This window comes from Reinekea marina (assembly GCF_030409715.1).
GTDB lineage: Bacteria > Pseudomonadota > Gammaproteobacteria > Pseudomonadales > Natronospirillaceae > Reinekea > Reinekea marina.
In genome coordinates, this window is the sequence record NZ_JAUFQI010000001.1 from 299,203 (window position 1) to 325,215 (window position 26,013).

Sequence of the window (26,013 nt, forward strand, 5' to 3'; positions counted from 1 at the left end):
TTTTTTGAAAACGATTTCAAAACTTAAGGGTAAGCTTATCAGTCTATAAAAATAAATAAACAGAAAAGCATTTCATTTACTATTCATTCATATTTCGCTTGCTAGAACACCCTAGCAATGTATGATACTGATGTAAATCAATAATGAATGAATTTTTCAAAAAATAATTTGATTTAGAAAATGTGATAGGCTGGCGATCTTTTTGATATCTAGTGGAGCTCCATGCGCGATGACTGACGATCAACACCCTAAGTCTGATGATTTTGCGGCCCGATCTGGCAAAAACCGCCCGAAATACGTTCAAGTCAGTGATTTATTGATTCGTGAAATTAAAGCGGGTCATTGGCGTGAAGGTGAGCGATTACCGGTAGAAGCAGAATTGGCCGTTGAGTTAAAAGTAGCCGTTGGTACTTTGCGAAAAGCACTGACTCTGCTCGAAAGCGAAGGGTTGTTAGAGCGTAGGCAAGGCTCAGGCACTTATGTAAAAAAGCCGCCAAAAGAAGCTGCATATCAGCTGTTTAGGCTTGAACTGTTGCAAGGTGGCGGTACTCCGCATGCAAAAACCTTAGCCGTAAGAAAAGAAAAAAATTCTGAGGTTGCCAGAGTATTTGGTGTTTCTAGCTCCACTCTGTTTTGGCGCATAGAGCGAAAGCGATTTCTCAATGAAACGCCCATCGCGGCCGAAGAGATGTGGATTCGTGGATCACACGCTAAACAGTTGACGGCTGAAGAATTAGATGAATCGCTGTATCGCCATTATCGTGAACATTTTGGCTTTTGGATCAGTCATGTTGAGGATCGTATTCGACTCGATTTTTGCACACCTTGGTCGGCTGACATTCTTAATAAAGAATCGGGCGCGCCCTTAGGGTGGATCGAGAGAATTAGTTGGTCTAGCCAAGACTCGGTAGAAGAGTATTCTCGCACTTGGTTTGATCCTGACGTTTGTCATTATGTATCGCGGATGGCCTAAGCACATTTTCTGTTAGCACTCATTTTAATAATAACAACTAGCAGGAATCTCTATGACCCTAAGATATGGAATCATTGGCTGCGGAATGATGGGCCAAGAACACATTCGCAATATTCTGTTGCTGCCAGACGCGGCAATCCATGCCATTGTCGAGCCCGATACTCACATGCAATTATCTATTAAAACGCTACTGCCAACGGTAGAGTTTGAATCGACAATAAATTCCCTTCTTAAACGAAAAGACCTGGATGCTTTGCTAATCGCCAGCCCCAATTTCATGCACGCGGAACAGTTGTTGGAGATCTTCCAAAAATCCGATCTGCCTATTCTGGTAGAGAAGCCACTGGTCACACGTACTGAAGATATCGAAAAAATAAAGCAAGCTGCCGCCGCACACCCGGCACCGGTTTGGGTTGCTATGGAATATCGCTACATGCCACCTGTCGCAGCCTTGCTAACAGAAATTAAAAAACAAACCCACGGCCACACTAAACAATTCAGTATTCGCGAGCATCGCTTCCCATTTTTAGAAAAAGTTAATGATTGGAATCGATTTAACGAGAATACTGGCGGCACTTTGGTTGAAAAATGTTGTCACTTCTTTGATTTAATGCGCTTACAAGCCAACAGTGAAGCTGTTCGAGTTTTCGCCTCGGGCGGGCAGGACGTTAACCATATTGAAGAACGATACGATGGTAAGCAGCCCGATATTCTAGACAATGCTTTTGTTATTGTTGATTTCGCCAATGGTCAGAGAGCGCTACTAGAACTCAGTATGTTTGCCGAAGGATCAGAATACCAAGAAGAGCTTTGTGTAGTTGGTGAAAAGGCAAAAATAGAAGCCAAAGTGCCAGGTCCTGGCCGTTTTTGGAACACCAATTTAGGGCCGGCTCCTTTGCCGAAACTCATTGTTAGCCCACGAAATCCGACCGGTCCAATAGAAACACCGATTCCTGTAGACCCCAATTTGCTAGCCGCAGGTGATCACAATGGTTCTACTTACTATCAGCATTTAGGCTTTTATAACGCCATAACGGAAGGCGCAGATGTTGAAGTAACTGTAGAGGATGGACTGAAAGCCGTCGTATTAGGCTTAGCAGCGCAGGAATCCATTAAAACAGGCCAAGCCATGCGGATTTCAAACAACGGGCTTCAATTCAGCTAAGAAAAAACCCGAATACTTGTACTTGCCCAACAGCGTTTAGCCGTATTGGGCAAGCCATTATTGAACGTCTACTCTCGCCATTAATTGTTGAACCTGTTCGAGCGTTCCTAAGCCAGTGCCTTCGATGCTGGCTGTTGCCGCTCCGCAGGCGATCCCTTTTTTAAGCGCTATGGGTAATGCGTCGCCTTGGAATAAGCCCCAGACCATGCCAGCAACCAATGAATCACCCGCGCCGACAGGGTTCTTTTCAACAATATTTGGCGATTTAACAATATTTAAAGACGAACCATCAAAGCAGCAAGCGCCGTCTTTACCTAATGAAATGACCACCTTTTCTGGTCCTAGCTGAATCAGTTTTTGGCTGATTTCTTTTAAACTAAGCCCATGCCCTTTTGATAACCCAAGAAGCTCTTCGGCTTCTTCTAAGTTAGGCTTGATTAAAGTTGGTTGTGCACTGCAGGCTAATTTAAACGCCTCGCCACTGCTGTCTAGAAAAACTTGTGCGCCTTTTTGCTTTAACAGGCGTATTAATTCTGCATACACAGTTAAAGGTACGCCTGGCGGCACACTGCCCGCTAATATCCACCAATCACCCGGTAGCGCTAGTCGGCTCACTTTTTCATAAAGACTGGCCACTTCAAATGCGGAAATTTCTGGACCAGGATCATTCACTTTATAATGATCAGAACTGCCTTCACGAACAAAGCTGACATTGGTTCGAGACTCACCTGTTATATCGCAAAAGTTCGTTTCTATTTTTTGTCGTTTTAACGCCGCTTCCAAACGCGCACCCGAGTGCCCACCAATAAACCCAACCGCGGTGCTGACCATGTCTAATTGAGCCAACATACGCGAGACATTAAAGCCTTTCCCACCCGCATCCATGCGGCACGAAGACGCACGGGTGACACTGTTTAAATCGAACGATTTAACCTGATACTCAATGTCTACGGCTGGGTTTAACGTGAGCGTATATATCATTATTTCACCTCTAGAAACTCAGCGAATAAGGCTTCTTCGGCTGCAACTGTCCAGATGTTTCCTGGCGCGAGCGCCTTTGCAACGTTTGGTAGTTTTTCAGCAAGTTCATCAAGGCCCATTAGCGGTAAATCTAATAGCTGAGGAAATATCAAAATTTTGCCAGGATATTCGCTGGCGATCATGGCTTCAATGCCATCACGGGCCACTTTCATTCCGCCTATCGCGGCAACACAAACCGCCGGAGCGATGTTACCGGCTACGGCGTTATCCATCACAACGGTTTGATCATCAATGGTTAAACCAGAAGTACCCGTAAATTGTGCATTGTTCAGATAGACATTGCTCAGGTCGACCGGCGCTAAGGTGCCATTAGGAACCCCCGCGAACAATACCAACATACCATTTTCATTCATGAAGGTTGCTGAATCGGCCATGATGCCACCATTTGGTACACACACGACAACATCATCAGCACCCTTTTGATCGGTATGCTGCATTACAAAATCATGCAAGCTGGTGTCATTACCCACAGGGTTGTAAGTAAGCAAGGTACAGCCGTTAGCTTTCGTTAGTGGCGCAAAGCGAGATTCAATTTCAGTCAAGCGCTGATCATTAATATCGGTTACAACAACTAGTTTAGGTCCATTTTCTTTTTCTATTGCGCGCTGAACGTGCATTTGGCCCATGGGGCCACCTGCGCCTACAAATACGGCTGAACCTTCGTTGCTTAAATCGCAGCGATTTCTGGCTTCGCCATAGGCGGTCGAAATATCACTTTCTTGTGTTCCGAAGAACGCTATATAATCATAGTGCAAACGACCTACATCGGCGTCGACTAAACCGTCTAAAGGCCTGTTTGCTGCTAAGGTCATAGTGCCTCGACGAGCGATATGCTTTGCCACTTCAGTTACTTTTTTCGCTGAAGTCGTCTGAATAAGCACAATGTCATCAAAGCCAACACCTTGCGTCAGTTCATCTGATAGTGCCTTTACATTATTGAAATCGACATCATCCCGGACTACAACGTCTGTACCACTAAGAGCATTCACTAACTGAGCAATGCTTTGCGGTACGTTGGTTAAGACGATCGTTTTGGGAGCATCTAACCCTTTAGTGAATTGATATTCGCCGTTGTCACCAGGCTCGCCCACAATCCACATGATGCCATCTTGTTTTGGCTCTAAACGGCGACGCTGAGTGTATGAAGCCCAGACACAACCCCATGGTTCGAGCAACGCCGACTCTGCAAAACCCATTTGATCTGAAACCCTCAGCAAACATGCGCCGGTATCTGTTTCAAGCACTTCAGGCCCAATGATTTGATATTGAGTTAAACCGCCCGGAACTGTGTAGCCATAAGCTGTGCTCTTGCCGTTTTGGTAAATATCCGGTTGCACGGCATAGCGTTCACCCGTTTTATAGTCTGCTGCTAAATTTTTGCCCGCTTTAACAATCGTAACCGTTGCTTCATGCCCTAAACGAGTAGGTTCCACACTGAGGTCTCGGTTATACAGTTTCGGGTGAGCGCTGCCTTGATTGATCACTTTCACGTCAGAAAAGCACAACCCTACGGCATCGATGCGCACCAGCAATTCATTATCGCCAGGCTCTTCCACCGGGAAGGCTTCGGCTTGGTCGTTTTTGCCAATATTAGAAACGCCTTCGCCGTAGAGGTTCCAAGCCAAAGTGACCTCTGGAATCGGGTTTACTAATGATTTGTAGTCTTTATATGTGGACATATTAAGCTCCTAAATAATGTTCGTTAGTTATTCCGATGAGGTCTCGAATAACGCTTTAATTTGTGAAGGGTCGTCCAGCGCCAACGCTTGCTCTGCTTTTTCTTTCAAGCTTTGGTAATTCATGGAACGAATGAGGTGTTTAACCGCTGCTACGTTGGCGGGGCTGATCGACAATTCAGTGACGCCCAACCCTGTTAACAAGCAAGCTAGATGAGGGTCAGCGGCCATGTTTCCACACACGCCGACCCACTTGTTATGTTTGTTCGCGGCATCAACGGTCATTTTAATTAACCGAAGTAACGCAGGGTGATAATTATCCAATTCACTCGGGAGTTCAGGGTGTAAACGGTCCATCGCCAAAGTGTATTGAGTTAAGTCGTTGGAACCGATTGAGAAAAAATCGACCTCTTTCGCAAAATGGTCCGCACAAATCACGGCGGAAGGTACTTCAATCATGATGCCCAGCGGTAATACCGGAGCATCTAATTGCGCACGGACCTGCTCAGCAATATCGCGCGCTTTTCGCCACTCAGCCATATTCGCAATCATCGGAAACATAATGTGCAGTCCGGTTGATTCGCCTTTATCGGCTTGCCACTGAGCTGCACGGTAAATGGCTTCCAGCTGGCGTCGAAACATGCCTTCATGTTTAAACGATAATCGAATGCCACGAACACCTAAGAATGGGTTTTCTTCTTTAGGCATATCCATCCAGGAGACGGGTTTATCGCCGCCGATGTCTGCGGTTCGCACCACCAACGGTTTTGCACCTAAGTGCTCAATAATTTTTTGCAGCGCTTGTTGCTGTTCTTCAACCGTCGGCTCTACAGCTGAAGCTTCAAATAAAAACTCGGTACGTAATAAGCCCACCCCTTCACCGCCTTGTTCTACCACGCTTTCGGCATCATCTGGGCTTGCGATATTACACACCACCTCCATTTGATGACCGTCAAGGGTAATCGGTGTTTCGTGTTTTACTTTATCTTGAGCTTCTACAACCAAACGCCATTGGTCAATGAGTTGTTCCGCCTGCTTTGATGTCTGCTCATCTGGATTAACCACAAACATTGACGATTGAGCATCAACAATCACGGGTGTATTTTGCGAGACAGACTGAGTGAGCGGCTCGCCAATACCAACAATGGCCGGCAACCCTAGTGCGCGGGCTAAAATAGCCATATGGCTGTTTGGTCCACCTTGCTCGGTACATATAGCTTTTATGGGGGCATTTTTTAGCTGAACCGTTTGTGAAGGCGTCAGCTCTTTTGCCAATAAGATAAAGTCATGTTCGGGGAATCGAATATCAGCGGAATGATTTAGCAATATATTCACAATACGATCGGACACATCCGACATATCCGCTACTCGAGCCGCTAAACGCTCATCTTTAATTTGCTCAAGTGCTTCAATTTGTTTTTGAACCGCTTCTTTCCATGCCCAGGCAGCCGTTCGCCCCTGAATAATGTGCTGTTGAGCATCATTTAAAATTGATTCATCTTGGAGTAACTGGCGCTGAGCTTTAAAGATAGCCGACTCTTGTGGTGCGCTAGATAACAAACTTTCTTCAACCACGGCCAACTGGTCTTGCCCGGCTTCTAAGGCTGTGTTGAGGCGATGCTGTTCGGCGCGTGCATCACGTGCGTCTTTTTCAATACTCATTTGTTCTTCGCCAACCAAAACAAAGGCAGGCGCTAAGGCAATACCACTGCTGGCGGATGAGCCTTTAGCGATATGATCCGCTTTAGGATCTTTCAGGGCCGCTACCGATGACGTGGCTTGATACGTTGCGTTTTCACATTCGTCGGCGTCACCGTCTAAGCCCTGCTTAATAGCGTCAGAGATTTTGTTTACGGCTTGTTGGGCTTGTTCTCCTTGTGCAGATACAACTAATGTATCGCCTAAAACCGCGCCCATGGTGAGCAACTCAGCCATAGATTTTGCACTGGCTTTGTTACCACCGTTACGAATTTGAATTTGAGTTTCTTTAAACGCACTGGCCATCTCTGATAAGAGGCTGGCTGGACGTGCGTGCATCCCAGCCTCATCAACCACTTCAACAGAGGTCGCATGGGCTAAATCGGTCACCGCTGAAGCATCAGAGCTTGTTTCGTTTTTATTTAAGGTATCGACGATAAGCTTGGCCGTTGCATGGCTACCCAGAATCGTCGCCAGCTCTTTATCCATAACCACTTTGGTCAACTGCTGAAGTAAGGCTAAATGGTCTTGCCCTTTAGCCGCGATACCAACCGCAAAATGGACCACTTCGCCTTTTTCATTCCACTTAACGCCAGCAGGAATTTGGACAACAACGAGGCCTGTTTTTTCAACCTGCTTTTTCGCCGTTTCGGTGCCGTGAGGGATGGCGACACCATTGATTAAATAGGTACTTACTTTTTCTTCGCGCCCGATTAATGCGTCTAAATAGTTGCCAGATACATAACCGCGCTGTTGCATTTTTTCGGCTATCAACGCCAGTACTAATTCCTTGCTTGTCGCGTTACATGAAACAACCACATCTTCGGCATGAACTTGAATGGCCTGCTCTTGCGCTTTGCTTTCCGTTGTTTCATTTTTGGTTGGTTCAACCGGTGTTTTTTTATTTAGCAGTCCAAAAAGTGCCATGATAATTCCCCAACGTTGTTGTGAATTTATTAAACTGTCTATCTAGCCTAAAACCGTTACAAATATAGGGCTGAATAGACCGCCTAATAACTCCTTAGAAAACGGGGGCACTGACCGTAAGGGTACAGCCATGCCCCAAAAAAGACTTAGACTAGCTTCGCAACCAGATCGTCATAAAACGAGCTGTCCATGAAGTTGTCGATGCTTAAATGCTGTGCATTCGGTAATTTACCTTGCGCTCGAGCGGTTAATTCCGCTTGCGTAATCACAATGTCTGCGTGGTCTAAATCATTGATGGCTAGGTTCGTCACTTCGATATTCAAGCCTTTTTCTTTGATTTTTTCACGCAACACGGTTGCACCCATGGCTGAAGAGCCCATGCCAGCATCACAGGCAACCACAATTCGGCTAACAGAAGCCGCCGTTACGCCTTGACCTAAACCTTTAGATTCAGCCTTCGCTGAACTCACTTGCGCTTGAGCAGACGCTAACGCACTTTCATCTACTTCTTCATCTTTGCGAATAAGTAACGCAGCCACGAAGAAAGAAACACCGGCCGCTATTGCAATTGACGTTAGGGTTAGTACAACACCGAAACCTTTAGTCGACATAATCGCTAATGCAAAAACAGAGCCTGGCGAAGGAGGTCCAACTAACATGTTTCCTGTAATCATGTTAAATGCAACGCCTGCCATACCACCGGCAATGACCGCAAAGATAAGCTTTGGCTTCATTAAAATGTAAGGGAAGTAAATTTCGTGAATGCCACCAAAGAAATGAATGATACTAGCGCCATACGCTGATTTTTGAGCGGCACCTTTGCCTACAAGCATGTATGCAAGCAATACACCTAAACCAGGGCCAGGGTTAGTTTCGATGAGGTAGAATATTGAACCACCGGCGGTCGCAGCTTGATCAGCGCCTAATGGCGTAAACACACCGTGGTTAATGGCATTGTTTAAGAATAAAATTTTAGCCGGTTCTACGATGATAGAAACCAACGGCAAAAGGTGGTGATCTACGATCCAACCGACACCATTGCCTAACGCCGTGGTGATGGCCGATACAACCGGACCGACCACAAGATAAGCAATAATGGCCGCTATCATGGCAATGATGCCAAGCGAAAAGTTATTAACCAGCATTTCAAAGCCGGGTTTGATTTTCCCGTGCACTTGTTCATCAAACTTTTTAATGAGATAGCCGCCCATTGGACCGGCAATCATCGCGCCAAGGAACATTGGAATATCTGTACCGACAATGACACCCATCGTCGTTACCGCTCCGGCTACGGCACCGCGCTCACCTGCAACTAATTTACCACCGGTGTAACCAATAAGCAGTGGCAGCATATTTAAGATCATCGGACCCACCAGGGCCGCTAGATTTTCATTAGGAATCCATCCGGTTGGAATGAATAGCGCAGTGATTAAACCCCATGCAATGAAGGCTCCGATATTTGGCATCACCATGCCACTTAAGAATCGCCCAAACGATTGGACGCCGACTTTCATATTGTTTACAGACATTACAATGCCCCCGATTAATTATTGTTTTTACTTATGATCCGCGAACGCGTTCTGCAGATCGGTCAGTATGGTTTGAGGCTGATCGGCATTAGCCCAACGTTCGAGAACGTCGGGTTGACTGATCAACTGTGCGACTGATGAAAAAACATAAGACTGACTTTTACGCAGCTGTTTTAGATCATCTGTTGCTGGCGCGCAAAGCAACAACACGAATAAAACTTCTTCATCATCACCGTCCCACGTGATCATTTGATCACCTAAACGAGCAAAACATAGCACCGGCTGATCAACATGATTGGATATGGCGTGTGGAATCGCTGTTTGGCAACCGGCAAAAGTGCTAACAATGTTTTCCCGCGCAATAATGTCATCGTAAAGTTCAGACGGATTAGACGTAAGTTTGTTCAGAAACATGTGGCCACATAATCGGTGAATCGCATCTTGCTTAGAATCACTTTCTAAATTAAGTAACACGGTTTCTGGTGTGATGAGTGTATTATTCATATTGTTTCCTCATTCGACGAAAATCAGTATAGAGCTAAGCTCGAAGAGGTCAAAAAAGCAGCAACCCTTAGTGAGCACCCAGATGACCACAAAATTGATCACAAATTTGCTTATGATCAAATAATCAAAACTAATCAACAGTAATCACCAATCAACCTAAAAAGTGACTATTTAAAGCGCTTAGGCTCAACTATAATCAAATTTCTGGTCTCATTTTTAAAGCGAGCTGCCCTTTGTCATCACGAAGTCGTCATAGAAAACTGGTTGAATATGTTCAGGAACATACCGTTGCCACGGTATCTGATTTAGTCGAAGAGCTGGAAACTTCACCGGCAACCGTTCGACGAGACATAACAGAGTTAGACCGCCAAGGGCTTATTAAAAAGATTCGAAATGGCGCAGAGAAAATTCTTTCACCAAGAGAATCAAAATCTTCTGGTATCAGTAAGCTATACCCGAACATATCTGATTATTCAGATTTCAGTGAAAGTGAGCGCATTGCTAAGGCCGCCGTTCATATTTGCCAAGACAAGGACAATATTTTTATAGGTGAAGGCCAAACCACCTTTTTAATGGGCAAATATTTGTTAAATGAAAACATTCACGTATACACCAACTATTTGCCGCTCATTACCTACCTGATTACCGAAGACTTTCCACACCTTGTCGTGCTTGGTGGACAATACATTAAAAGCCAAAACTTATTGGTGTCGGCTGAGAAAAACATGTCCTATCAAGGTCGCTACTTATTTGTATCTGGAGATGGACTAACCGATGGCGGCCTAACAAAGTCTGCGCTCTTAGCTTTTATGGAAGAAAAGAAAATGTTGGCTTACGCCGATAAAGTTATCGCCTTAGTCGATTCCGACAAGATCGGTGTTTTCGGCGGCATGTCATTGTTTGGACTCGATGAACTCGACATGGTGATCACCGGCCGAGGAGCCGACCCGACAATATTAGATTTGCTCAAACGTCACCATGTTGCGGTAATTTTAGTGTAGTACTTGCTATGTTATTGCCACTTTGAACATTTGAGAAATCATCGAACCTCTACTTTACTGTCATCAGGCATTGAAAAGGTATTCGTGCAATGGCTCATTACAGTAATGTTCAATATTTCACCCGCGGTTATTTGGCCACTCTTCTTGCAAACGTAGCTTTGGCATCGTTTGTTTTTTCAAAAGAGCCTCAAACGTTAACTTGTTACAGCACCACTTATGAACCCTACGTATTTGAGCGTGACGGGAAGGTTGTTGGTATCGACTCCGATGCCGTTCGCGAAATTGGTCGGCGACTGAATCTTGATATCTCCATCGAACTTAAACCTTGGGTACGCTTAGAACGTGATATAAAACAAGGTATTCACGATTGTGCGTTTGCCTATTTTCGAACCGATGAACGTTTAACTTATATGCATTTCACTAACGTTCCACTGCACATTACTAGTTACACTTTATTTGTGAATGCCGATCAACTTCGTCCTTTTGACTCCATGGAAGATATTAAAGGCTTTCAAGTGGCCGTGAACCAAGGCTTTCAAACCACACCTGAATTTGAAGCGGCTGTAAAAGAAGAGTTGATCAGCGAGTATCGTGTTCGTGAAGATTCCCAAGCCTTTAAAATGTTAAATGCTGAACGCGTAAATGCCGTGCTTACCAATCAAGTCGTGGGTGCTTACCAGGCAAAACAGCTGGGCTACAATGATATTGAGCCATTGAAGCCACCCATTCGATCTACAGCGGCGTTTCTTACCTTTGCAAAAAAAGACCATTTAAAGCCTTGGGTCGAGAAGTTTGATCACGCCTTCTTTGAGATTTTAGAAGACGGCAGTTATCAAGCAATCTTTGATAGCTACGTTTCACCAAAGTTGGCAGAATAGCTGTATTTGAGCTCTGTTAACATGCCCTCAAGTTTATTAGGTATTCGCTGCCCACTGTGCCGGCACAATACAACCTTTTATCATCAAGATAAAAAACGCCGCTACGTACAGTGTACTCTTTGCCATTTAGTTTTGGCCGATCCTGAGCAACGGCTCAGCCCTGAGCAAGAAAAGCAAGAATATGATTTGCATGAAAACAGCCTAGAAGACTCTGGTTATCATCGGTTTTTAAGCCGCATCGTGCCTCCCATTGTGAACCTCATCGGCACCGATAAATCGTTGTTAGATTTTGGTTGTGGCCCAGCACCGGCACTGGCCGAACAATTTAAAGAACGGGGTTATTCGGTATCGCTTTACGATGTGTTTTATCATCATTCGCCAGAAACACTGGAACAAACCTATGACGCAATTACTCTGACAGAAGTGATTGAACATTTACACAACCCCAAGCAAGTGATTGATCAACTATGGCGAATACTGAAGCCTGGCGGTGTGTTAGCCATCATGACTCAAAGAGTTATCAGCTTAGAGCGATTTAAACAATGGCAGTATAAGAACGACCCTACGCATGTGTGCTTTTTCCACGAAGAAAGCTTTACTTGGTTGGCAAGCTATTTAAGCGCTCAAGCACTAACATTCTATGATCGCGATATCGTTCTTATAACCAAGCCTGATTAAATAACCATCAAAAAAGCACAAAAGATCGTGGACTCTGAGTGTCTTTATCATTAGCATCTGCGCCTTTAGAATTCGGCTCGCTACTGAACACCCTTTTGACACTACGACATCTGGATACAATACCTTGCTAACCACTGCCAATATCACCATGCAATTCGGCGCAAAGCCGCTATTTGAAAACGTCTCTGTAAAATTTGGAGAAGGTAACCGCTACGGCCTAATCGGCGCAAACGGCTGCGGTAAATCGACTTTCATGAAAATTTTGGGCGGTGACCTTGAGCCTAGCTCGGGCAACGTTTCAAAAGAACCCAACGAGCGTTTAGGTAAGTTAAAGCAAGACCAGTTTGCTTTCGAAGAATACAGCGTAATCGATACCGTCATCATGGGCCATACAGAGCTTTGGGCGGTAAAATCTGAAAAAGACGCAATTTACGCAAAAGCCGAAATGACCGAAGCCGATGGTATTCGCGCCGGTGATCTTGAAGGCGAATTTGCTGAAATGGACGGGTATTCTGCCGAAGCACGCGCCGGCGAATTGTTATTAGGCGTCGGTATTCCTAGTGAGCAACATTATGGCCCGATGAGTGAAGTCGCACCGGGTTGGAAGCTCCGTGTATTACTGGCGCAAGCTCTGTTCTCTGATCCTGAAATATTGTTATTAGACGAACCAACCAACAACCTCGACATTAACACCATTCGTTGGTTAGAGGGCATCTTAAACGAACGTAATTGCACCATGATTATCATTTCGCATGACCGTCACTTCTTAAACAGTGTGTGTACACACATGGCCGACCTAGACTACGGTGAGCTGCGCCTTTACCCAGGCAACTACGACGAGTATATGACCGCATCGACACAAGCCCGTGAGCGTTTACTCAATGACAACGCAAAGAAGAAAAAAGAAATAGCTGATTTAAAATCCTTTGTTAGCCGCTTCTCTGCCAACGCATCTAAGTCTAAGCAAGCCACTTCACGTGCGAAGCGCATTGATAAAATTGAATTGGCCGAAGTGAAGCCTTCTAGCCGTCAAAACCCGTTTATACGTTTTGAGCAGGAACAAAAGCTGCATCGATTAGCGTTAGAAGTTGAAGGTTTAACCAAGAAGTACGAAGAAACCCTGTTCGAAAACTTAAACCTTAAAATTGAAGTCGGCGAGCGCATTGCCGTGATTGGCCCGAACGGCATTGGTAAATCCACTTTGATGAAGTGCCTAGTTCAAGACATCGAAAACGATGGCGGCACCATTAAATGGTCAGACAACGCCAACATAGCTTATTACGCGCAAGATCACGCCGATGATTTCAAAACAGACACCAACCTATATGATTGGATGTCTCGGTACGGAAAAGAGGGCGATGATGAGCAGGTTATTCGCGGTACCCTTGGTCGCTTACTATTTTCGAACAACGATATTTCGAAAAAAGCCTCGGTCATTTCAGGTGGTGAACAGGGTCGTATGATCTTTGGTCGCATGATGCTGCAACGCCCAAATATCATGGTAATGGATGAACCCACTAACCACTTAGATATGGAATCGATCGAGTCATTGAACCTAGCATTAGAAAACTACGCGGGTACCTTATTGTTTGTCAGCCACGACCGTGAGTTTGTTTCAAGCCTAGCCACTCGAATTATCGAGTTAACGTCCAACGGCATTGTAGACTTCCACGGCACATACGATGATTACCTAAAAAGCCAAGCAATAAGCTAATTCAATTTTTTTGGGAATCTATGGGCCGTTTTACAACGGCCTTTTTTTTGGGTGCCAATCTAGTCAAGGCCCTAACACGGCCAAGTTAAACAGATTACGACCGCTGACTAGGCTCGTCAGTGCGACTATTGAGGATTAGATCGCCTTGGTTTTTTGACTGGTTTAGCCGCGCCATTCGGTTGATGGCCGCGTCTGTTCTCACCTGAGCGCTGTCCATCGGCATGCTGTGTTTTTGGCTTTTTCGGTTTCTTAGGCTTTTTAGCCTTAGCCGGGCGTAACCGAGATTCTGGCAATGGGCTGGTTGTGTTATATCCCTTCACTTCAACACGATCTAGTATTTTACCAATGAAGCTTTCAACATCGACCAGCAGTGGAAACTCATCATTGGTCACAAAAGAAACCGCTTCACCTTCCGCACCTGCTCTGCCGGTACGACCAATGCGATGCACATAATCTTCAGAGACATTCGGAAGATCAAAGTTAACCACATAGGGCAGCTGATCAATATCGATCCCACGTGCGGCGATATCGGTCGCCACGAGCACCTGTACTTCACCTGACTTAAACTGAGCAAGGGCTTTTGTTCGTGCGCCTTGGCTTTTATTGCCATGAATCGCAGCAGCGGAAATCCCCTTAGCCAGTAACTTGGTGGCAATTCGGTTAGCGCCATGTTTTGTACGTGAAAACACCAATACCTGGTGCCAATCGCGCGTTTTTACTAAATCTATCAACAGGTTAGTTTTCTGTGCTTTTTCACACGGTACAACACTTTGCTTAACGGATTTAGCCGCGGCATTTTTAGGAGTTACCGAAATTTCGATCGGGTCATGCACAATGGTTTTTGCTAAACTTCGGATATCATCAGAAAATGTCGCCGAAAACATTAAATTTTGTCGCTTGGAAGGTAGTAGTTTTAAAATGCGACGAATGTCATGAATAAAGCCCATATCGAGCATCCGGTCGGCTTCATCTAACACCAATATTTCTAACTGATCAAACTTAACCGCTCGTTGTTGAAATAAGTCCATCAATCGCCCTGGAGTGGCAACCAAAATATCGACGCCCCCACGTAACTTCATCATTTGCGGATTAATTTTAACACCGCCAAACACAACGGTAGAGCGAATAGGTAAGTGCTTACCGTATTGATTCACACTTTCTTCAACTTGAGCGGCGAGCTCGCGCGTGGGCGTAAGTACTAAAGCACGTACTTGATTGCTCTTTAAATGTTGGCCACTGGCCAATGCCTTCTCTGAAAGCAACTGCAACATCGGCAGAGTAAAGCCAGCGGTTTTACCGGTACCCGTTTGGGCAGCGGCCAGTATGTCGCGGCCTTGCAATACAGCAGGAATGGCTTGCGCCTGAATGGGCGTAGGTGTGGTGTAGCCTTGCTCAGCCACAGCGGTTTCTATCTTCGGAGATAACTTTAATTCAGAAAAATTCATAAATAGGATCGGTTCAACTTTTGCAAATGCGCACAGAAGGGCGCGAGGTGAGAATTTACACAGTATAGCATTTACTCTGCACACTCGCTTGTGACATTTGTGCTATTTATGAGCGTATTTTATGACTTTTCACCGTTCACTTTTCCCAGTATCGGTTTAAACTGGCTGCCAAACGAATAAAAAGAACAAGGAAGGAGAAAGATATGAATGTTTTCCAAATGGTCTTTGGCATCGTGTTGGCGCTGGTTATCGGCGCAACCATGATCATGAAACAAGTGGTGAAAATGCGTGAACAGGAGCCATCAGACATAGAAAATGCCTTGAAGCAGAAGGTATCTGAGCTCGAAGACCGCATCCAAACCTTAGAACGTATTGCAACAGACACTAAAACCTCACTTAAAGATAAGATTGACGCACTGTAAGGAACCGATATGGATATTTTTGTTTTTATTCTTGCCATTGTTGCATTGGGCATCATTGGTGATGTCGTCAAAAAGCATTTAGAAACCAAAGACAACGATTCAACTTCTACCGAAGACACAGAGTCTCGCTTTAGAGAGTTGGAGCAACGCATTATTACGTTAGAGCGCATTGTGACCGATCAAAAGTCACAACTTAAAGAGAAGATCGATTCTCTGTAAGTTTTTTATACGCCATTAAAAGGGAATGACTGTGTTAATAAGTAATCTTGAGCTAGTACCTGGTAAGAAAATCGTTCAGCATTTAGGGTTGGTACAGGGCAGTACAGTGCGTGCGAAACATGTTGGGCGTGACATTATGGCTGGCTTTAAAAACGTCTTTGGTGGAGAGTTAAAAGGTTACACGGAGCTATTAGAAGACTCTCGAGAAGAAGCTCTACTGCGCATAAAACAGCAAGCCGAAGCGTTAGGCGCAAATGCCATTATTAATATTCGGTTCTCGACTTCTTCGGTCGCTCAAGGCGCGTCTGAAATATTTGTCTACGGGTCTGCCGTTATCGTGGAGTAAGAGGATGGACTTTTATTTTACTCTGGGCAGCTTTATCGTTTTTATGGTGCTGGGATATATCTTCGGGAGCCTTGCTGAACGGCGACATTATAAATCGATCCAAGAACGAGAAGAACGCTATCGAAACATTGTTGTTATCGCCCAACGTTTCCCTTTTGTGCCAAATGTTCGCCGCACGGTGCTGGTTACCGGCAGTGTTGTTATCTCCGTCGATTACTTTAAGCGTTTCGTAGCGACACTTAGAATGCTAGTCGGTGGGCGATTAACCAGCTACGAAAGCCTGTTAGACAGAGCCCGACGCGAAGCCATATTACGCTTACAAGCCCAGGCCGATTTTTATCATTCTACTCAAGTTTATAATATCAAATTTGAAACCAGCTCAATCTCAAAGGGTGCAAAAGACCGAATTGGCAGTATTGAAGTGTTAGCTTATGGAACGGCGTTAATAACAGAATGATGCCTAACGAGAACCCTCGCATTCCAGAAGGGATCAATGTCAGCAAGAGCCACCCCATCAAAGACCTGTTGATGTTATCGTTTGGTGTGGCGGTTATTTTCACTTTAGTCGCTCTAGCTCTATGGATGTCTCTTACGTTCTTAGTGCAATTTGTACCGCTGAGCTGGGAGAAACGTATTGCCGACCCCATAGTCGCTTCGATGGTAAAAGACTCTGATCAACAAGCTAATCTGCAAGTTCGTTTAGATAGAATACTAGCTGTTATGGGTTATCACGGCGAAGCAGGGATTCAAATCCACCTCATCGAGAGCCCAGAGGTGAACGCTTTTGCTACGCTAGGGGGCCACATTTTTATACTAACCGGCCTACTCGAGTCTATTGATTCAGATATTGGATTAGACATGGTGATTGCCCATGAAGCCGCTCATATATTGAATCGAGACCCCATTCAGGCGGCATCAGGCATGTTAGGGATCAGTTTAGCAACCGCAATCATCACCGGGAATGAAAACTTTGCGCAAGCCAATGGTTTGATTTCGGTTGGCAATCAAATGATTTTTTTAAACCACAGTCGAGCGCAAGAGAAAGCCGCCGATCAAGCCGCTTTAAATGCCCTTAAAGCCATTTACAGTGAAATTAACGGCGCTGAAGAATTGTTTGTGAAATTGTTAGAAAGCGATCACCAAGATGTTCCGGTTATATTTTCTAGCCACCCACACCCTCAAGCTCGAATAGACGCTATTCGCGCCATGACCACGGAAACACCAACTCAATGAGCGACCAAGAAAACACCCACGCGTTAGATGGCCCCATCAATCTAACCTTTTATCGGTACTTGCTGCCTTCAATCGTTGGTCTGCTGGCCATGACATCCGCTTCTCTGGTCGATGGCATCTTTATTGGTAACTTTATTGGTGTGCCTGCACTGGCTGCGGTGAATTTAATTATCCCAATTTTATCGCTGTTGTTCGGTGTTGGCCTCATGCTATCGATCGGAGGGTCTGTAAGAGCGGGGAAGTTTCTAGGTGAAAAGAACCCCGCGGCGGCCTCGGCGATTTTTAGTAAAACACTGATTGCCGTCCTTATTTACGCCACTGTGGTAATCGCCTTAGGGCTCATCTTTGAGCGCCAGTTGTTTCGACTTTTGGGTGCCGATGCCGACTTAATGAGGTTAATGAGCGAATACTATCGCGTTGTTATGCCGTTTTTCTTTGCTCAATTGGGTACCATTGTTTTGTATTTTTTTATACGACTCGACGGTTACCCTTCCTTGACGGCCGCGGCACTCGTCGTGGGCTCGGTCATCAATATTGCATTGGATTATTTGTTTATTGCGCACTTTCAATGGGGCATTTCAGGAGCCGCTTGGGCAACAGGCTTATCACAGATGTTCCCTTTATTGGTATTACTCGGCTACTTCTTTACTAAGCAACGAAAGCTGAGATTTTCAATAAAACAATCAAACTGGTACGAAGTGATTCAAGCAGCCTATAACGGAATTTCTGAGTTTATTAATGAGATCTCAGGCGGCATCATCGCATTTTTGTTTAACTTAATGCTGATTCATCGCGCCGGTGTTGATGGTGTGGCGGCCATGACCGTCATGAACTATTTAATGATGATGGGCTTTATGGTGTTTTTTGCCATTGGCGACACCAGCCAGGTGATGATGAGTCAAAACTTTGGGGCTAGAAACGGCAAGCGCATGAACGCCTTTTTCTATGTCGCCGCCGCGAATGTTTTGGCGATCAGTGCCATTTGTATCTCGTTGCTGTTGTTTTTTAATGAGCCACTTATTTTAATTTTCTTATCAGATCAAAACAGTGACTTAGCGCTAGGGCTGGCCAATGAATTTATTCATTATGTTTGGCCACTGTTCTTGTTTGCCGGCTTTAACATGCTGATTTCTGGCTATTTAACTTCAGTTCATTTGGCTTTCCAATCTGGCGTTGTAGCACTCAGTAGAAGCTTATTACTGCCTGCAACATTGCTTGTGACACTTTACTTCTTAATTGATGATTACCGGTTCATTTATGCCCTAGCCTTAGGAGAAGCGCTCACATTCGCGCTCGCGCTATTTTATTTAATGAGGCATCGCCCTTCGAAAGTCTTGCAACAAACGGCACCTAAGCTAAGCGATGGCATGGTTTAAGTAAAATCAAACAATCGATTTGAATTGGCGTAGCTGTATTGAAGAACCTGCTCAACAGTAAGCTCTTTAACTTCAGCAATTTTTTCTATGATGAACGGTAGGTATTTTGATTCGTTTTGCTTACCCCGATACGGAACCGGTGTTAAATAAGGGGCATCAGTTTCCACGACAAGCTGCTCTATTGGTGTTGCTCGTAGCACATCGCGCACGTTCTCGGCTTTATTAAAGGTTATGATGCCGTTAAAGCCAAGCATAAAACCTTGCTCTAAACAAAATTCAGCCAGTGGTAACCCCGAGGTAAAGCTGTGAATAACGCCCTTGCGTTTTAATTGAGGCGCGAAATTTTTCAAGATGGCTTGAGTATCGGCATCGGCTTCACGCGTGTGCACAACAATGGGCTGATTCAGCTCTACGGCTATAGCCAATTGCTCTTCGAACACCTTACGCTGCACAGCTCTGTCGGCATGATCATAAAAGTAATCTAACCCAATTTCACCAATCGCAACTATTTTATCGGCCTTGCCGTACTCTCGTATCTCTTGCGCCGTTTCGGGGGTAAACTTCTCAGCATCATGAGGGTGAACACCTTGGGTGCCAAAAATAATGTCATGCTGGGTTAAACTACGGACAGTGCTAAGGTTATCGGGTGACACCGCAATGGTCACAATTTTTTCAACGCCAATGGCCTGGGCATCACAAACCACCTCGTTTAACTCAGAATCTTTGAGATAATCAAGATGGCAATGGGTTTCGATAATAGGCTGGTTAAAAACTGGTATCTCGCGTTTCTTACTCATGGCTTGCTCAATGAAAAATGAAGCACGCTAGTGTAGGCGCAAGGCAATGCCGCATCAACCAAAGTACTGATTTTATGCATACCCCTCTGGCTGCCCCAACATACCCCGTGTGACCAAAACGATGCCTTTTTCAGACACTCTAAAGCCATTCTTTTTATCTTGCTCAGTGTCGAAACCGATCACGGTGTTATCTGGCACAGTGCATCCACGATCGATGATGGCATTTTTAATTTTACAATTCCTTCCGATATCGACTTTTGGCAGTATCACGGTGCTTTCTATAGAGCTAAACGAATGGACTCTTACTTCTGAAAACAACAAAGATCGCTCGATGTGCGCGCCAGAAATAATGCAGCCACCCGATACCATTGAGTCTACAGCCATACCTCGACGTTCCTCAGAATTAAACACAAACTTAGCCGGCGGCAGTTGGGTTTGTGCTGTCCAAATTGGCCAGTCCGGATCATACATATCTAAAGAAGGTGTTGTAGAGACCAGTTCCATATTAGCCTCCCAGAAAGAATCAAGCGTTCCTACGTCTCGCCAATAGGCACGCTCACCTGTTTCTAAATTTCTGAAAGGGAATGCCTGCACATGATGATGATCGACAACCTTAGGAATAATGTCGTTGCCAAAATCATGCGATGAACCTTCCGTTTGCGCATCTATTTGCAGTTGCTCAAACAAAAAGTCAGTGTTAAAAATATAATTTCCCATTGAGGCGAGCGTTAAATCGGGCTGGCCAGGAATGGGTGAGGGTTGTTCGGGCTTTTCTTCGAAACCCACAATTCGATTGGTTTCGTCGACCTTCATCACGCCAAATGCACCAGCGGCTTCTTCTATTGGAACTTCCAAACAAGATACTGTCATTTGAGCGCCACTTTCGACATGGGCGACCAACATGGCGCCGTAATCCATTTTGTAAATGTGATCACCGGATAAAACCAAAACGTACTTTGGTCGTTCTGCTCGAATAATGTCTAAGTTTTGATAGATTGCATCTGCCGTTCCTAAATACCAATCTTCAGAATAGCGCTGTGAAGCCGGTAAAATTTCAACAAACTCGCCCAGCTCTTTTTTAAAGTGAGTCCAACCATGAACTAAATGGCGAACCAATGAGTGCGCTTTATATTGCGTGAGCACGCCCACTCGGCGAATGCCTGAGTTAATGCAATTGGAAAGTGGAAAATCGATGATGCGATACTTACCGCCAAAATAGAGGGCAGGCTTGGCGCGCCAATTGGTCAATTCTTTTAGGCGAGATCCGCGCCCACCGGCTAGAACTAACGCAAATGTGTCTTTCGTTAGCCGACTCACATACCGAGAATTTTGATCGATCATCATGGACTCCTTCCGTAAAGCAATGCTCATTAAAACATTGTCTTCGTTAGTTTGTTGACCATTCAATCAGAATCAAATGGGGTTTTATACTTTTTTTTACGCCATCACTTAAAATATAGCGACTCTCAAAAATTTTAAAACCTATTCCTGACTTTAATTAACGTTGTTTACGGATTTAAAGAGTTTGAGCGTGGTCGTCAGCCTATCAACAAGGTAGAATGCGCGCAAAATTTATTCAGGATATTTCCCATGCGACGTGACCTAGCGTTCAATTTTTCTCGAGTAACTGAAGCCGCCGCTTTAGCCGGATACAACTGGTTAGGACGTGGCGATAAAAATAAAGCCGATGGCGCGGCGGTTGAAGTCATGCGCTCAATGCTCAATAAAGTTGAGTTCGACGGTGAGATTGTGATTGGTGAAGGTGAAATTGATGAAGCGCCCATGTTGTATATTGGTGAAAAAGTTGGCACGGGTCGAGGCGACGCTTGTGACATTGCTGTAGACCCAATTGAAGGGACACGAATGACTGCCATGGGGCAATCAAATGCTGTCGCTGTTATGGCCGTGGGAGAAAAGGGTGCTTTTTTAAAAGCTCCTGACATGTACATGGAAAAGTTAGTTGTTGGACCCGAAGCAAAGGGCTTCATCGATTTAACTTTGCCTCTTGAGCAAAACATAAAACTGGTTGCGAGAGCTTTAAACAAAAAACTCGAAGATCTAGTGGTCGTTACTCTGGCTAAACCAAGACACGATGACGCCATCGCAATGATTCAACAAATGGGCGCTCGAGTGTTTGCATTACCCGACGGTGATGTCGCTGCAAGTATTTTAACCTGCATGCCAGAGAGCGAAGTCGACATGATGTATTGTGTTGGTGGTGCGCCTGAGGGCGTGATTTCAGCAGCGGTCATTCGCGCATTGGGCGGTGACATGCAAGGTCGATTAGTGCTTCGGACCGAAGCGAAAGGCAATGATCCAGAAACTGTGGCCCTAGCGGAAGATGAAAAACGTCGCTGCCAAGAGATGGGGGTTGAGCCTAATGTTATCTTCAAATTAGAAGACATGGTTCGATCAGACAATATTGTTTTTTCGGCAACAGGCATTACCAAGGGTGACTTACTTGAAGGCATACTTCGAAAGGGTAACTTAGCCACAACCGAGACGTTGTTGATTCGCGGCAAAAGCCGAACGGTTCGAAAAATCCAATCTACGCACTTCTTGGACCGAAAAGATGACGACATCAAAGAAGTAATCTTAGCTAAAAATACCTAAGGCTGCTCAAACGGATAAATAGGGCCGTATTCTGAACGAATACGCTCTAACAATGTCGCTAAGCTCAGCGCATCTTGCCAGCTGTGCTTAGGCGATTCCAATAAGCCAGCCGCAATACAGCGGTTCACTTCGTCAAACTCATAACCCCAACCACGGTTTGTAAGAGCAAAGTATTGCGATTCTATGGGTTGGTCTGCCATGCACCAGTCAGCCCTGTTACTGGCAAACCAAGGCGCTTCTAATTCAACATAGCCCTTGGTGCCAGCAATGAAAGCCTTATTCGGCAAATAGGCATCCAGTCTATAACTGAGCTGCGCACTCACACCCTGTGGATAAGTTAGTATCAGATCCGACGCCAAATCTACTTGGCTCTCTGAAAACTCAACATTGGCCTTAATTTCGGTAGGTTGGCCTAGTAAAAACAACGGCAATAGCAGCGGGTATAGGCCAATATCAAGCAAGGCCCCGCCGGCTAACTGTGGGTTTAACAACCGTTGTTGATGATCCTCTAAATCGACTCTAAAGCCAAAATTCGCCGAAATATGCCTAATTTCGCCGATTTTACCAGAAGATATGTCACTTATTACGGATTCTAATGTAGGCGTAAAACGAGTCCATAACGCTTCAGCACAAAAGCGATTCGCCTTTTTTGCGGCGGCTATAATCTGTTGAGCTTGTGTGACATTAAGCGTCATCGGCTTTTCAATCAGAACATGCTTTTTAGCCTGCAACGCACGAATAGCTAGGTCGGCGTGCGTGGTATGCACCCCGGCAATGTAGATGACATCTAGATCGGGGTTTTCTACAAACGCATTATAATCATCGTAGGCATGGTCTAACTTATGCTGTTGAGCAAACGCTGTTGCGCGAGAAAGAGACCCTGAATACACCGCATTAAAATGACCAGAGGTGAGCTTTGAAGCATCATCTAAAAATAAGCTCGCCATTCCGCCTGTCCCTGCGACACCCCAAGTTGTCATAGACTCTCCATTTTATTGTGAAATTGATTTTTTAATTTTCGCGATCAACTGCTGAATGTCCATAGGATTGGGTGGCTGATTACTGTGATAGACCAGTCGTGAAGGCGATTTATGTCGAAGGTAGCGGACTTGCTCACACAGAGCTTGAAATTGCTCCGGTGTTGCGGCTTCTTGCCCACCGTAAGCAATGACGGCCGCTTCTGGCATTTGCGTTTCATTGCTTATTGGGTCTTGTGCACCCTCTTGCAAGGCTCGCTCAGCAATAAAGTGAGGGCTTACTAACGACCATTGACCACCAAAATCTTCTGCGTGTAATGAACTGGCCACTTGGTACTCTATATCAACAAATACCATTTGAGCATCAGACACTTCACCGTACATCAGATAGCCAATGCCATGAGCATCGAGCTGATGTAACAAATAGACCAATGCGGGCGGCACCGGCAAATTTGCAAACGGGTTGGGTTTCATACACGACCAATGAACTGAGTTTTTTACAGTTTAGCGCAATTCACTAGATTGGCGTGACTTTTTAAAGCCAATCTTTACCGGCCTTGCCAACGAATGCGATCTAAAAAGATTTTTGCCCGATCCACGCGTGTTTCCATCGAGGGTTTATACATCATTGAGATTTTCACCCATTGATCACCGTCTAAAAAAATACGGTGTTCTTGGGTACGGTTTTCCGCATCATACAGCGTGTAACTCGCGCTTTGCTCTGTGGTGGCTAGCGGTACTTTAATATCACCGGCGCCTACTTGTTGGTCTTGGACCATGAGATCACGAACGAATTCATCGAATGGCTTTGCTAAGGTATCGGTTTGCACCATAAACAGCATTCGCTTTCTATCGAGCACCCATGTTGTTGGCTGGTTGGCTACCTGATCCGGCTCATCTTCCCATTGAAGAGAAAGGTTAGGGCTGATCTGTTGGGTGACATAGGTGGGCTCTTCAACGGTTACGCCGCGAGTTGGCCACTGCATATAGAAAAAACCAGCCGTTAACACAATGAGAACCCATCCTGTGGGTTCTTTAAGAAGTCGCGGTAAGCGATCCAGTACCTGAGTCATATCACCTAATCTTGTATTTTGGAGAATTCTTTATCGAGTTCAAAGCGTCGCGAAGTCACATAGGATTCCATTCGGCTGGTACGCTCAACAATGGCATCCAGTCTTTCTTTTGCGAGCGATAACCGTTCGGTGGGGTTGCTCCTATAACGGAACATATTAATTGGACGGTCTTCGTGCAAGTGCTCGTCGTATCGGTAATGAGTGCTTATCGTGCCATGCTTTGGACGCTGAGCCATGGCTATCCAAGCGCCGATATAAGCGAAAAACATCAAGGTGTTAAAAAACAGAAAACCACCGAATGCCGCTAATCTCATCACCCACGGTTCCACATTAAAATGATCGGCGAGGCCGGCGCAAACTCCTGCGAGCTTTTTATTGTCCATGTTGCGATACATGTTCATGCCATAGCCGTCTTTACGGCGAGCCCACCAGGTTTGAACGGCCTCAGCAGGATCTTGATAAGTATTGCGCTGACGATTCATCGTTTATCCTCTCTTCTTGAAGATTCACGCCGCCACTGAGGACTGCGCGCATCGAGAATAGATTCTAATGTTTCCATGCGGTCGGTTAGTTTATCCAAAGTTCGCAATAAATCATCTAAAACCGCCTGATCGGATTCCGTTAAGCCACGGCTGTTTTTGCTCTTGTACCGATAATGCATTATCAGCCAAAGTGGCATCACAATGACCAAGAATAAGATGGTCGGTACAAAAATAAAGTCAAAAAATTGCATGGTTTAGTCCTGCTTCATATCCTTACGGAGCTTCTCAAGAGCCTCATTAACGGCATCGTCTTTGGCTAATGAATCGATTTCAGTTTTTAGATCTACTTTGGCATCCCGGCCTAAATCATCGGCTTCTATTTGGCTTTCCATTGTATCCATTCGACGCTCATAATGCTCGAACTTCTCAAATGCATCCGTCAGCTGCTCACGACTTAATTGGCCACGTGTGCGCATACGAGTAGAAACCGTCTTTTGTCGCATTAACAAGCCTTTCTGTTTGGCTTTCGCATCGTTCAATTTTTGTTGTAATTGAGCGATTTCTTCCGATAAATGGGCCAAATGATCGTCTAGTGAATCAAATTCCTTTTCGACCATGATGACTTCGTCATCGATCGATTGCTTTTCAGCAATTGCAGCGCGGGCAAGGTCTTCTCGGTTTTTATCTAAGGCTAATCGTGCTTTAGACTCCCAATCGAGCGCTTCTGATTTTAAGCGATTTAAGCGACGTTCGGCATCTTTTTTGTCAGCGATGACGCGTGCAGAGCTTGAGCGTACTTCAACTAAAGTTTCTTCCATTTCTTGAATTATCAAGCGAATCATTTTTTCAGGATCTTCCGCTCGATCTAATAACGAGTTGAGGTTGCTGTTTATGATATCGCTAAGTCTTGAAAATATTCCCATCTTTTTTCTCCTGATAAAACGTGTCGATAAAGGTTTATTTCTATCGATTAAAAATTCGATTAACGGCTTCCAAAATCAAGGCTGAAACTCCAAAACTTAATAAGCCAGCCCATAAAAACGTGACTGAGGCTAATGCGCTGCTCAGTGTAATAAGACCTAAATAAAGCGGTGTTCGCTCGGTTAATTCCATGTTGAGTCCTCCATTTTATTCTTATTTTGCATTATCACAATGCGTGCCAACTTTTAAGTTGTTGTTTTTAAAGGACTTTTCTAACATCTGACTTTTGGCTATTGCTTAAATTTGATCATTTAGGCTAAGTTAT

31 protein-coding genes are annotated in these 26,013 nt (G+C 45.0%); 15 read left to right on the forward strand and 16 right to left on the reverse strand.

Going from position 1 to position 26,013, the window contains the following annotated elements:
- Positions 1-202 precede the first annotated feature (202 nt).
- Positions 203-973 carry a GntR family transcriptional regulator gene (locus tag QWZ13_RS01645; RefSeq protein WP_290280215.1) on the forward strand — a complete coding sequence of 257 codons (771 nt, stop codon included), beginning with the start codon at positions 203-205 and terminating at the stop codon, positions 971-973.
- Positions 974-1,025: 52 nt separating this feature from the next.
- Entirely contained in the window at positions 1,026-2,138 is a 1,113-nt protein-coding gene (locus QWZ13_RS01650; RefSeq protein WP_290280217.1) for a Gfo/Idh/MocA family protein, read from the forward strand.
- 57 nt (positions 2,139-2,195) lie between these two features.
- On the opposite strand, the gene pfkB is transcribed toward QWZ13_RS01650, so the two are convergent.
- The 5 genes from pfkB to QWZ13_RS01675 form a co-directional block, all read right to left on the reverse strand.
- Positions 2,196-3,119, reverse strand: a complete 924-nt coding sequence (pfkB, locus tag QWZ13_RS01655; protein ID WP_290280220.1) for a 1-phosphofructokinase — start codon at positions 3,117-3,119, stop codon at positions 2,196-2,198.
- Positions 3,119-4,858, reverse strand: a complete 1,740-nt coding sequence (locus tag QWZ13_RS01660; protein WP_290280221.1) for an alcohol dehydrogenase catalytic domain-containing protein — start codon at positions 4,856-4,858, stop codon at positions 3,119-3,121. The genes pfkB and QWZ13_RS01660 overlap by 1 nt, the downstream gene beginning before the upstream one ends.
- Before the next feature lie 27 nt (positions 4,859-4,885).
- Positions 4,886-7,480 (reverse strand): phosphoenolpyruvate--protein phosphotransferase, encoded by a 2,595-nt coding sequence (gene ptsP / locus QWZ13_RS01665; RefSeq protein ID WP_290280224.1) that lies wholly within the window; start codon positions 7,478-7,480, stop codon positions 4,886-4,888.
- A gap of 146 nt (positions 7,481-7,626) precedes the next feature.
- Positions 7,627-9,009 (reverse strand): PTS mannitol transporter subunit IIBC, encoded by a 1,383-nt coding sequence (locus QWZ13_RS01670; RefSeq protein ID WP_216000817.1) that lies wholly within the window; start codon positions 9,007-9,009, stop codon positions 7,627-7,629.
- A 27-nt stretch (positions 9,010-9,036) separates the two neighbouring features.
- A complete protein-coding gene (locus tag QWZ13_RS01675; RefSeq protein ID WP_216000818.1) occupies positions 9,037-9,513 on the reverse strand; it encodes a PTS sugar transporter subunit IIA in 477 nt (158 codons plus the stop codon).
- 233 nt (positions 9,514-9,746) lie between these two features.
- Between QWZ13_RS01675 and ulaR the strand changes: the two genes are divergently transcribed.
- The 4 genes from ulaR to QWZ13_RS01695 are packed head-to-tail and all read left to right on the forward strand — an operon-like array spanning position 9,747 to position 12,070.
- Positions 9,747-10,514, forward strand: a complete 768-nt coding sequence (gene ulaR, locus QWZ13_RS01680; RefSeq protein WP_290280226.1) for an HTH-type transcriptional regulator UlaR — start codon at positions 9,747-9,749, stop codon at positions 10,512-10,514.
- A gap of 3 nt (positions 10,515-10,517) precedes the next feature.
- A complete protein-coding gene (locus tag QWZ13_RS01685; protein WP_290280228.1) occupies positions 10,518-10,670 on the forward strand; it encodes a hypothetical protein in 153 nt (50 codons plus the stop codon).
- Complete coding sequence (locus QWZ13_RS01690) at positions 10,604-11,392, forward strand: substrate-binding periplasmic protein (protein ID WP_216000820.1); 789 nt, start codon at positions 10,604-10,606, stop codon at positions 11,390-11,392. Before QWZ13_RS01685 ends, QWZ13_RS01690 begins: the two co-directional genes overlap by 67 nt.
- Before the next feature lie 6 nt (positions 11,393-11,398).
- Positions 11,399-12,070, forward strand: coding sequence for a class I SAM-dependent methyltransferase (locus QWZ13_RS01695; RefSeq protein ID WP_290280230.1), 672 nt, complete (start codon positions 11,399-11,401; stop codon positions 12,068-12,070).
- Here QWZ13_RS01695 and QWZ13_RS01700 read toward each other — a convergent pair.
- Positions 12,023-12,211, reverse strand: a complete 189-nt coding sequence (locus QWZ13_RS01700; protein ID WP_290280232.1) for a hypothetical protein — start codon at positions 12,209-12,211, stop codon at positions 12,023-12,025. The two genes, QWZ13_RS01695 and QWZ13_RS01700, sit on opposite strands and share 48 nt — an antisense overlap.
- Between QWZ13_RS01700 and QWZ13_RS01705 the strand changes: the two genes are divergently transcribed.
- Positions 12,195-13,784 carry an ABC-F family ATPase gene (locus QWZ13_RS01705; RefSeq protein WP_290280234.1) on the forward strand — a complete coding sequence of 530 codons (1,590 nt, stop codon included), beginning with the start codon at positions 12,195-12,197 and terminating at the stop codon, positions 13,782-13,784. The genes QWZ13_RS01700 and QWZ13_RS01705 overlap by 17 nt on opposite strands.
- Positions 13,785-13,794: 10 nt before the next feature.
- On the forward strand, positions 13,795-13,923 hold the full coding sequence (locus QWZ13_RS01710) for a hypothetical protein (RefSeq protein WP_290280236.1): 129 nt from the start codon (positions 13,795-13,797) through the stop codon (positions 13,921-13,923).
- Here QWZ13_RS01710 and QWZ13_RS01715 read toward each other — a convergent pair.
- Complete coding sequence (locus QWZ13_RS01715; protein WP_290283242.1) at positions 13,910-15,229, reverse strand: DEAD/DEAH box helicase; 1,320 nt, start codon at positions 15,227-15,229, stop codon at positions 13,910-13,912. The genes QWZ13_RS01710 and QWZ13_RS01715 overlap by 14 nt on opposite strands.
- Before the next feature lie 203 nt (positions 15,230-15,432).
- On the opposite strand from QWZ13_RS01715, the gene QWZ13_RS01720 reads away from it, so the two are divergent.
- Genes QWZ13_RS01720 through QWZ13_RS01745 form a run of 6 tightly spaced genes read left to right on the forward strand, consistent with a single transcriptional unit; the run spans position 15,433 to position 18,825 of the window.
- Positions 15,433-15,651, forward strand: a complete 219-nt coding sequence (locus tag QWZ13_RS01720; RefSeq protein ID WP_216000824.1) for a hypothetical protein — start codon at positions 15,433-15,435, stop codon at positions 15,649-15,651.
- Positions 15,652-15,660: 9 nt separating this feature from the next.
- Entirely contained in the window at positions 15,661-15,870 is a 210-nt protein-coding gene (locus QWZ13_RS01725; RefSeq protein ID WP_290280238.1) for a hypothetical protein, read from the forward strand.
- A 25-nt stretch (positions 15,871-15,895) separates the two neighbouring features.
- Positions 15,896-16,216 carry a YbjQ family protein gene (locus QWZ13_RS01730; RefSeq protein ID WP_252729042.1) on the forward strand — a complete coding sequence of 107 codons (321 nt, stop codon included), beginning with the start codon at positions 15,896-15,898 and terminating at the stop codon, positions 16,214-16,216.
- The gene (locus tag QWZ13_RS01735) at positions 16,125-16,673 is read left to right on the forward strand and encodes a YbjQ family protein (protein ID WP_290280239.1); all 549 of its coding nucleotides are present in this window, start codon (positions 16,125-16,127) and stop codon (positions 16,671-16,673) included. Before QWZ13_RS01730 ends, QWZ13_RS01735 begins: the two co-directional genes overlap by 92 nt.
- On the forward strand, positions 16,670-17,449 hold the full coding sequence (locus tag QWZ13_RS01740) for a M48 family metallopeptidase (protein ID WP_290280240.1): 780 nt from the start codon (positions 16,670-16,672) through the stop codon (positions 17,447-17,449). Before QWZ13_RS01735 ends, QWZ13_RS01740 begins: the two co-directional genes overlap by 4 nt.
- On the forward strand, positions 17,446-18,825 hold the full coding sequence (locus QWZ13_RS01745) for an MATE family efflux transporter (RefSeq protein WP_290280241.1): 1,380 nt from the start codon (positions 17,446-17,448) through the stop codon (positions 18,823-18,825). The genes QWZ13_RS01740 and QWZ13_RS01745 overlap by 4 nt, the downstream gene beginning before the upstream one ends.
- Here QWZ13_RS01745 and QWZ13_RS01750 read toward each other — a convergent pair.
- Entirely contained in the window at positions 18,822-19,622 is an 801-nt protein-coding gene (locus QWZ13_RS01750; RefSeq protein ID WP_290280242.1) for a TatD family hydrolase, read from the reverse strand. The genes QWZ13_RS01745 and QWZ13_RS01750 overlap by 4 nt on opposite strands.
- Before the next feature lie 72 nt (positions 19,623-19,694).
- Entirely contained in the window at positions 19,695-21,029 is a 1,335-nt protein-coding gene (gene glgC, locus QWZ13_RS01755; protein WP_353958963.1) for a glucose-1-phosphate adenylyltransferase, read from the reverse strand.
- 183 nt (positions 21,030-21,212) lie between these two features.
- Here glgC and glpX point away from each other — a divergent pair, with 183 nt between their 5' ends.
- On the forward strand, positions 21,213-22,235 hold the full coding sequence (gene glpX / locus QWZ13_RS01760) for a class II fructose-bisphosphatase (protein ID WP_216000832.1): 1,023 nt from the start codon (positions 21,213-21,215) through the stop codon (positions 22,233-22,235).
- Here glpX and QWZ13_RS01765 read toward each other — a convergent pair.
- From QWZ13_RS01765 to QWZ13_RS01795, 7 genes are all read right to left on the reverse strand, one after another.
- On the reverse strand, positions 22,232-23,215 hold the full coding sequence (locus QWZ13_RS01765) for a Gfo/Idh/MocA family protein (RefSeq protein ID WP_290280245.1): 984 nt from the start codon (positions 23,213-23,215) through the stop codon (positions 22,232-22,234). The genes glpX and QWZ13_RS01765 overlap by 4 nt on opposite strands.
- A 12-nt stretch (positions 23,216-23,227) precedes the next feature.
- Complete coding sequence (locus QWZ13_RS01770; RefSeq protein WP_216000834.1) at positions 23,228-23,686, reverse strand: hypothetical protein; 459 nt, start codon at positions 23,684-23,686, stop codon at positions 23,228-23,230.
- A gap of 74 nt (positions 23,687-23,760) precedes the next feature.
- The gene (locus QWZ13_RS01775) at positions 23,761-24,285 is read right to left on the reverse strand and encodes a hypothetical protein (protein ID WP_290280247.1); all 525 of its coding nucleotides are present in this window, start codon (positions 24,283-24,285) and stop codon (positions 23,761-23,763) included.
- A 5-nt stretch (positions 24,286-24,290) separates the two neighbouring features.
- A complete protein-coding gene (locus QWZ13_RS01780) occupies positions 24,291-24,767 on the reverse strand; it encodes a PspC domain-containing protein (RefSeq protein ID WP_290280249.1) in 477 nt (158 codons plus the stop codon).
- The gene (gene pspB / locus QWZ13_RS01785) at positions 24,764-25,018 is read right to left on the reverse strand and encodes an envelope stress response membrane protein PspB (RefSeq protein ID WP_216000837.1); all 255 of its coding nucleotides are present in this window, start codon (positions 25,016-25,018) and stop codon (positions 24,764-24,766) included. The genes QWZ13_RS01780 and pspB overlap by 4 nt, the downstream gene beginning before the upstream one ends.
- Before the next feature lie 3 nt (positions 25,019-25,021).
- On the reverse strand, positions 25,022-25,690 hold the full coding sequence (gene pspA / locus QWZ13_RS01790) for a phage shock protein PspA (protein WP_216000838.1): 669 nt from the start codon (positions 25,688-25,690) through the stop codon (positions 25,022-25,024).
- A 40-nt stretch (positions 25,691-25,730) separates the two neighbouring features.
- A complete protein-coding gene (locus tag QWZ13_RS01795; protein WP_216000839.1) occupies positions 25,731-25,880 on the reverse strand; it encodes a hypothetical protein in 150 nt (49 codons plus the stop codon).
- Positions 25,881-26,013 lie beyond the last annotated feature (133 nt).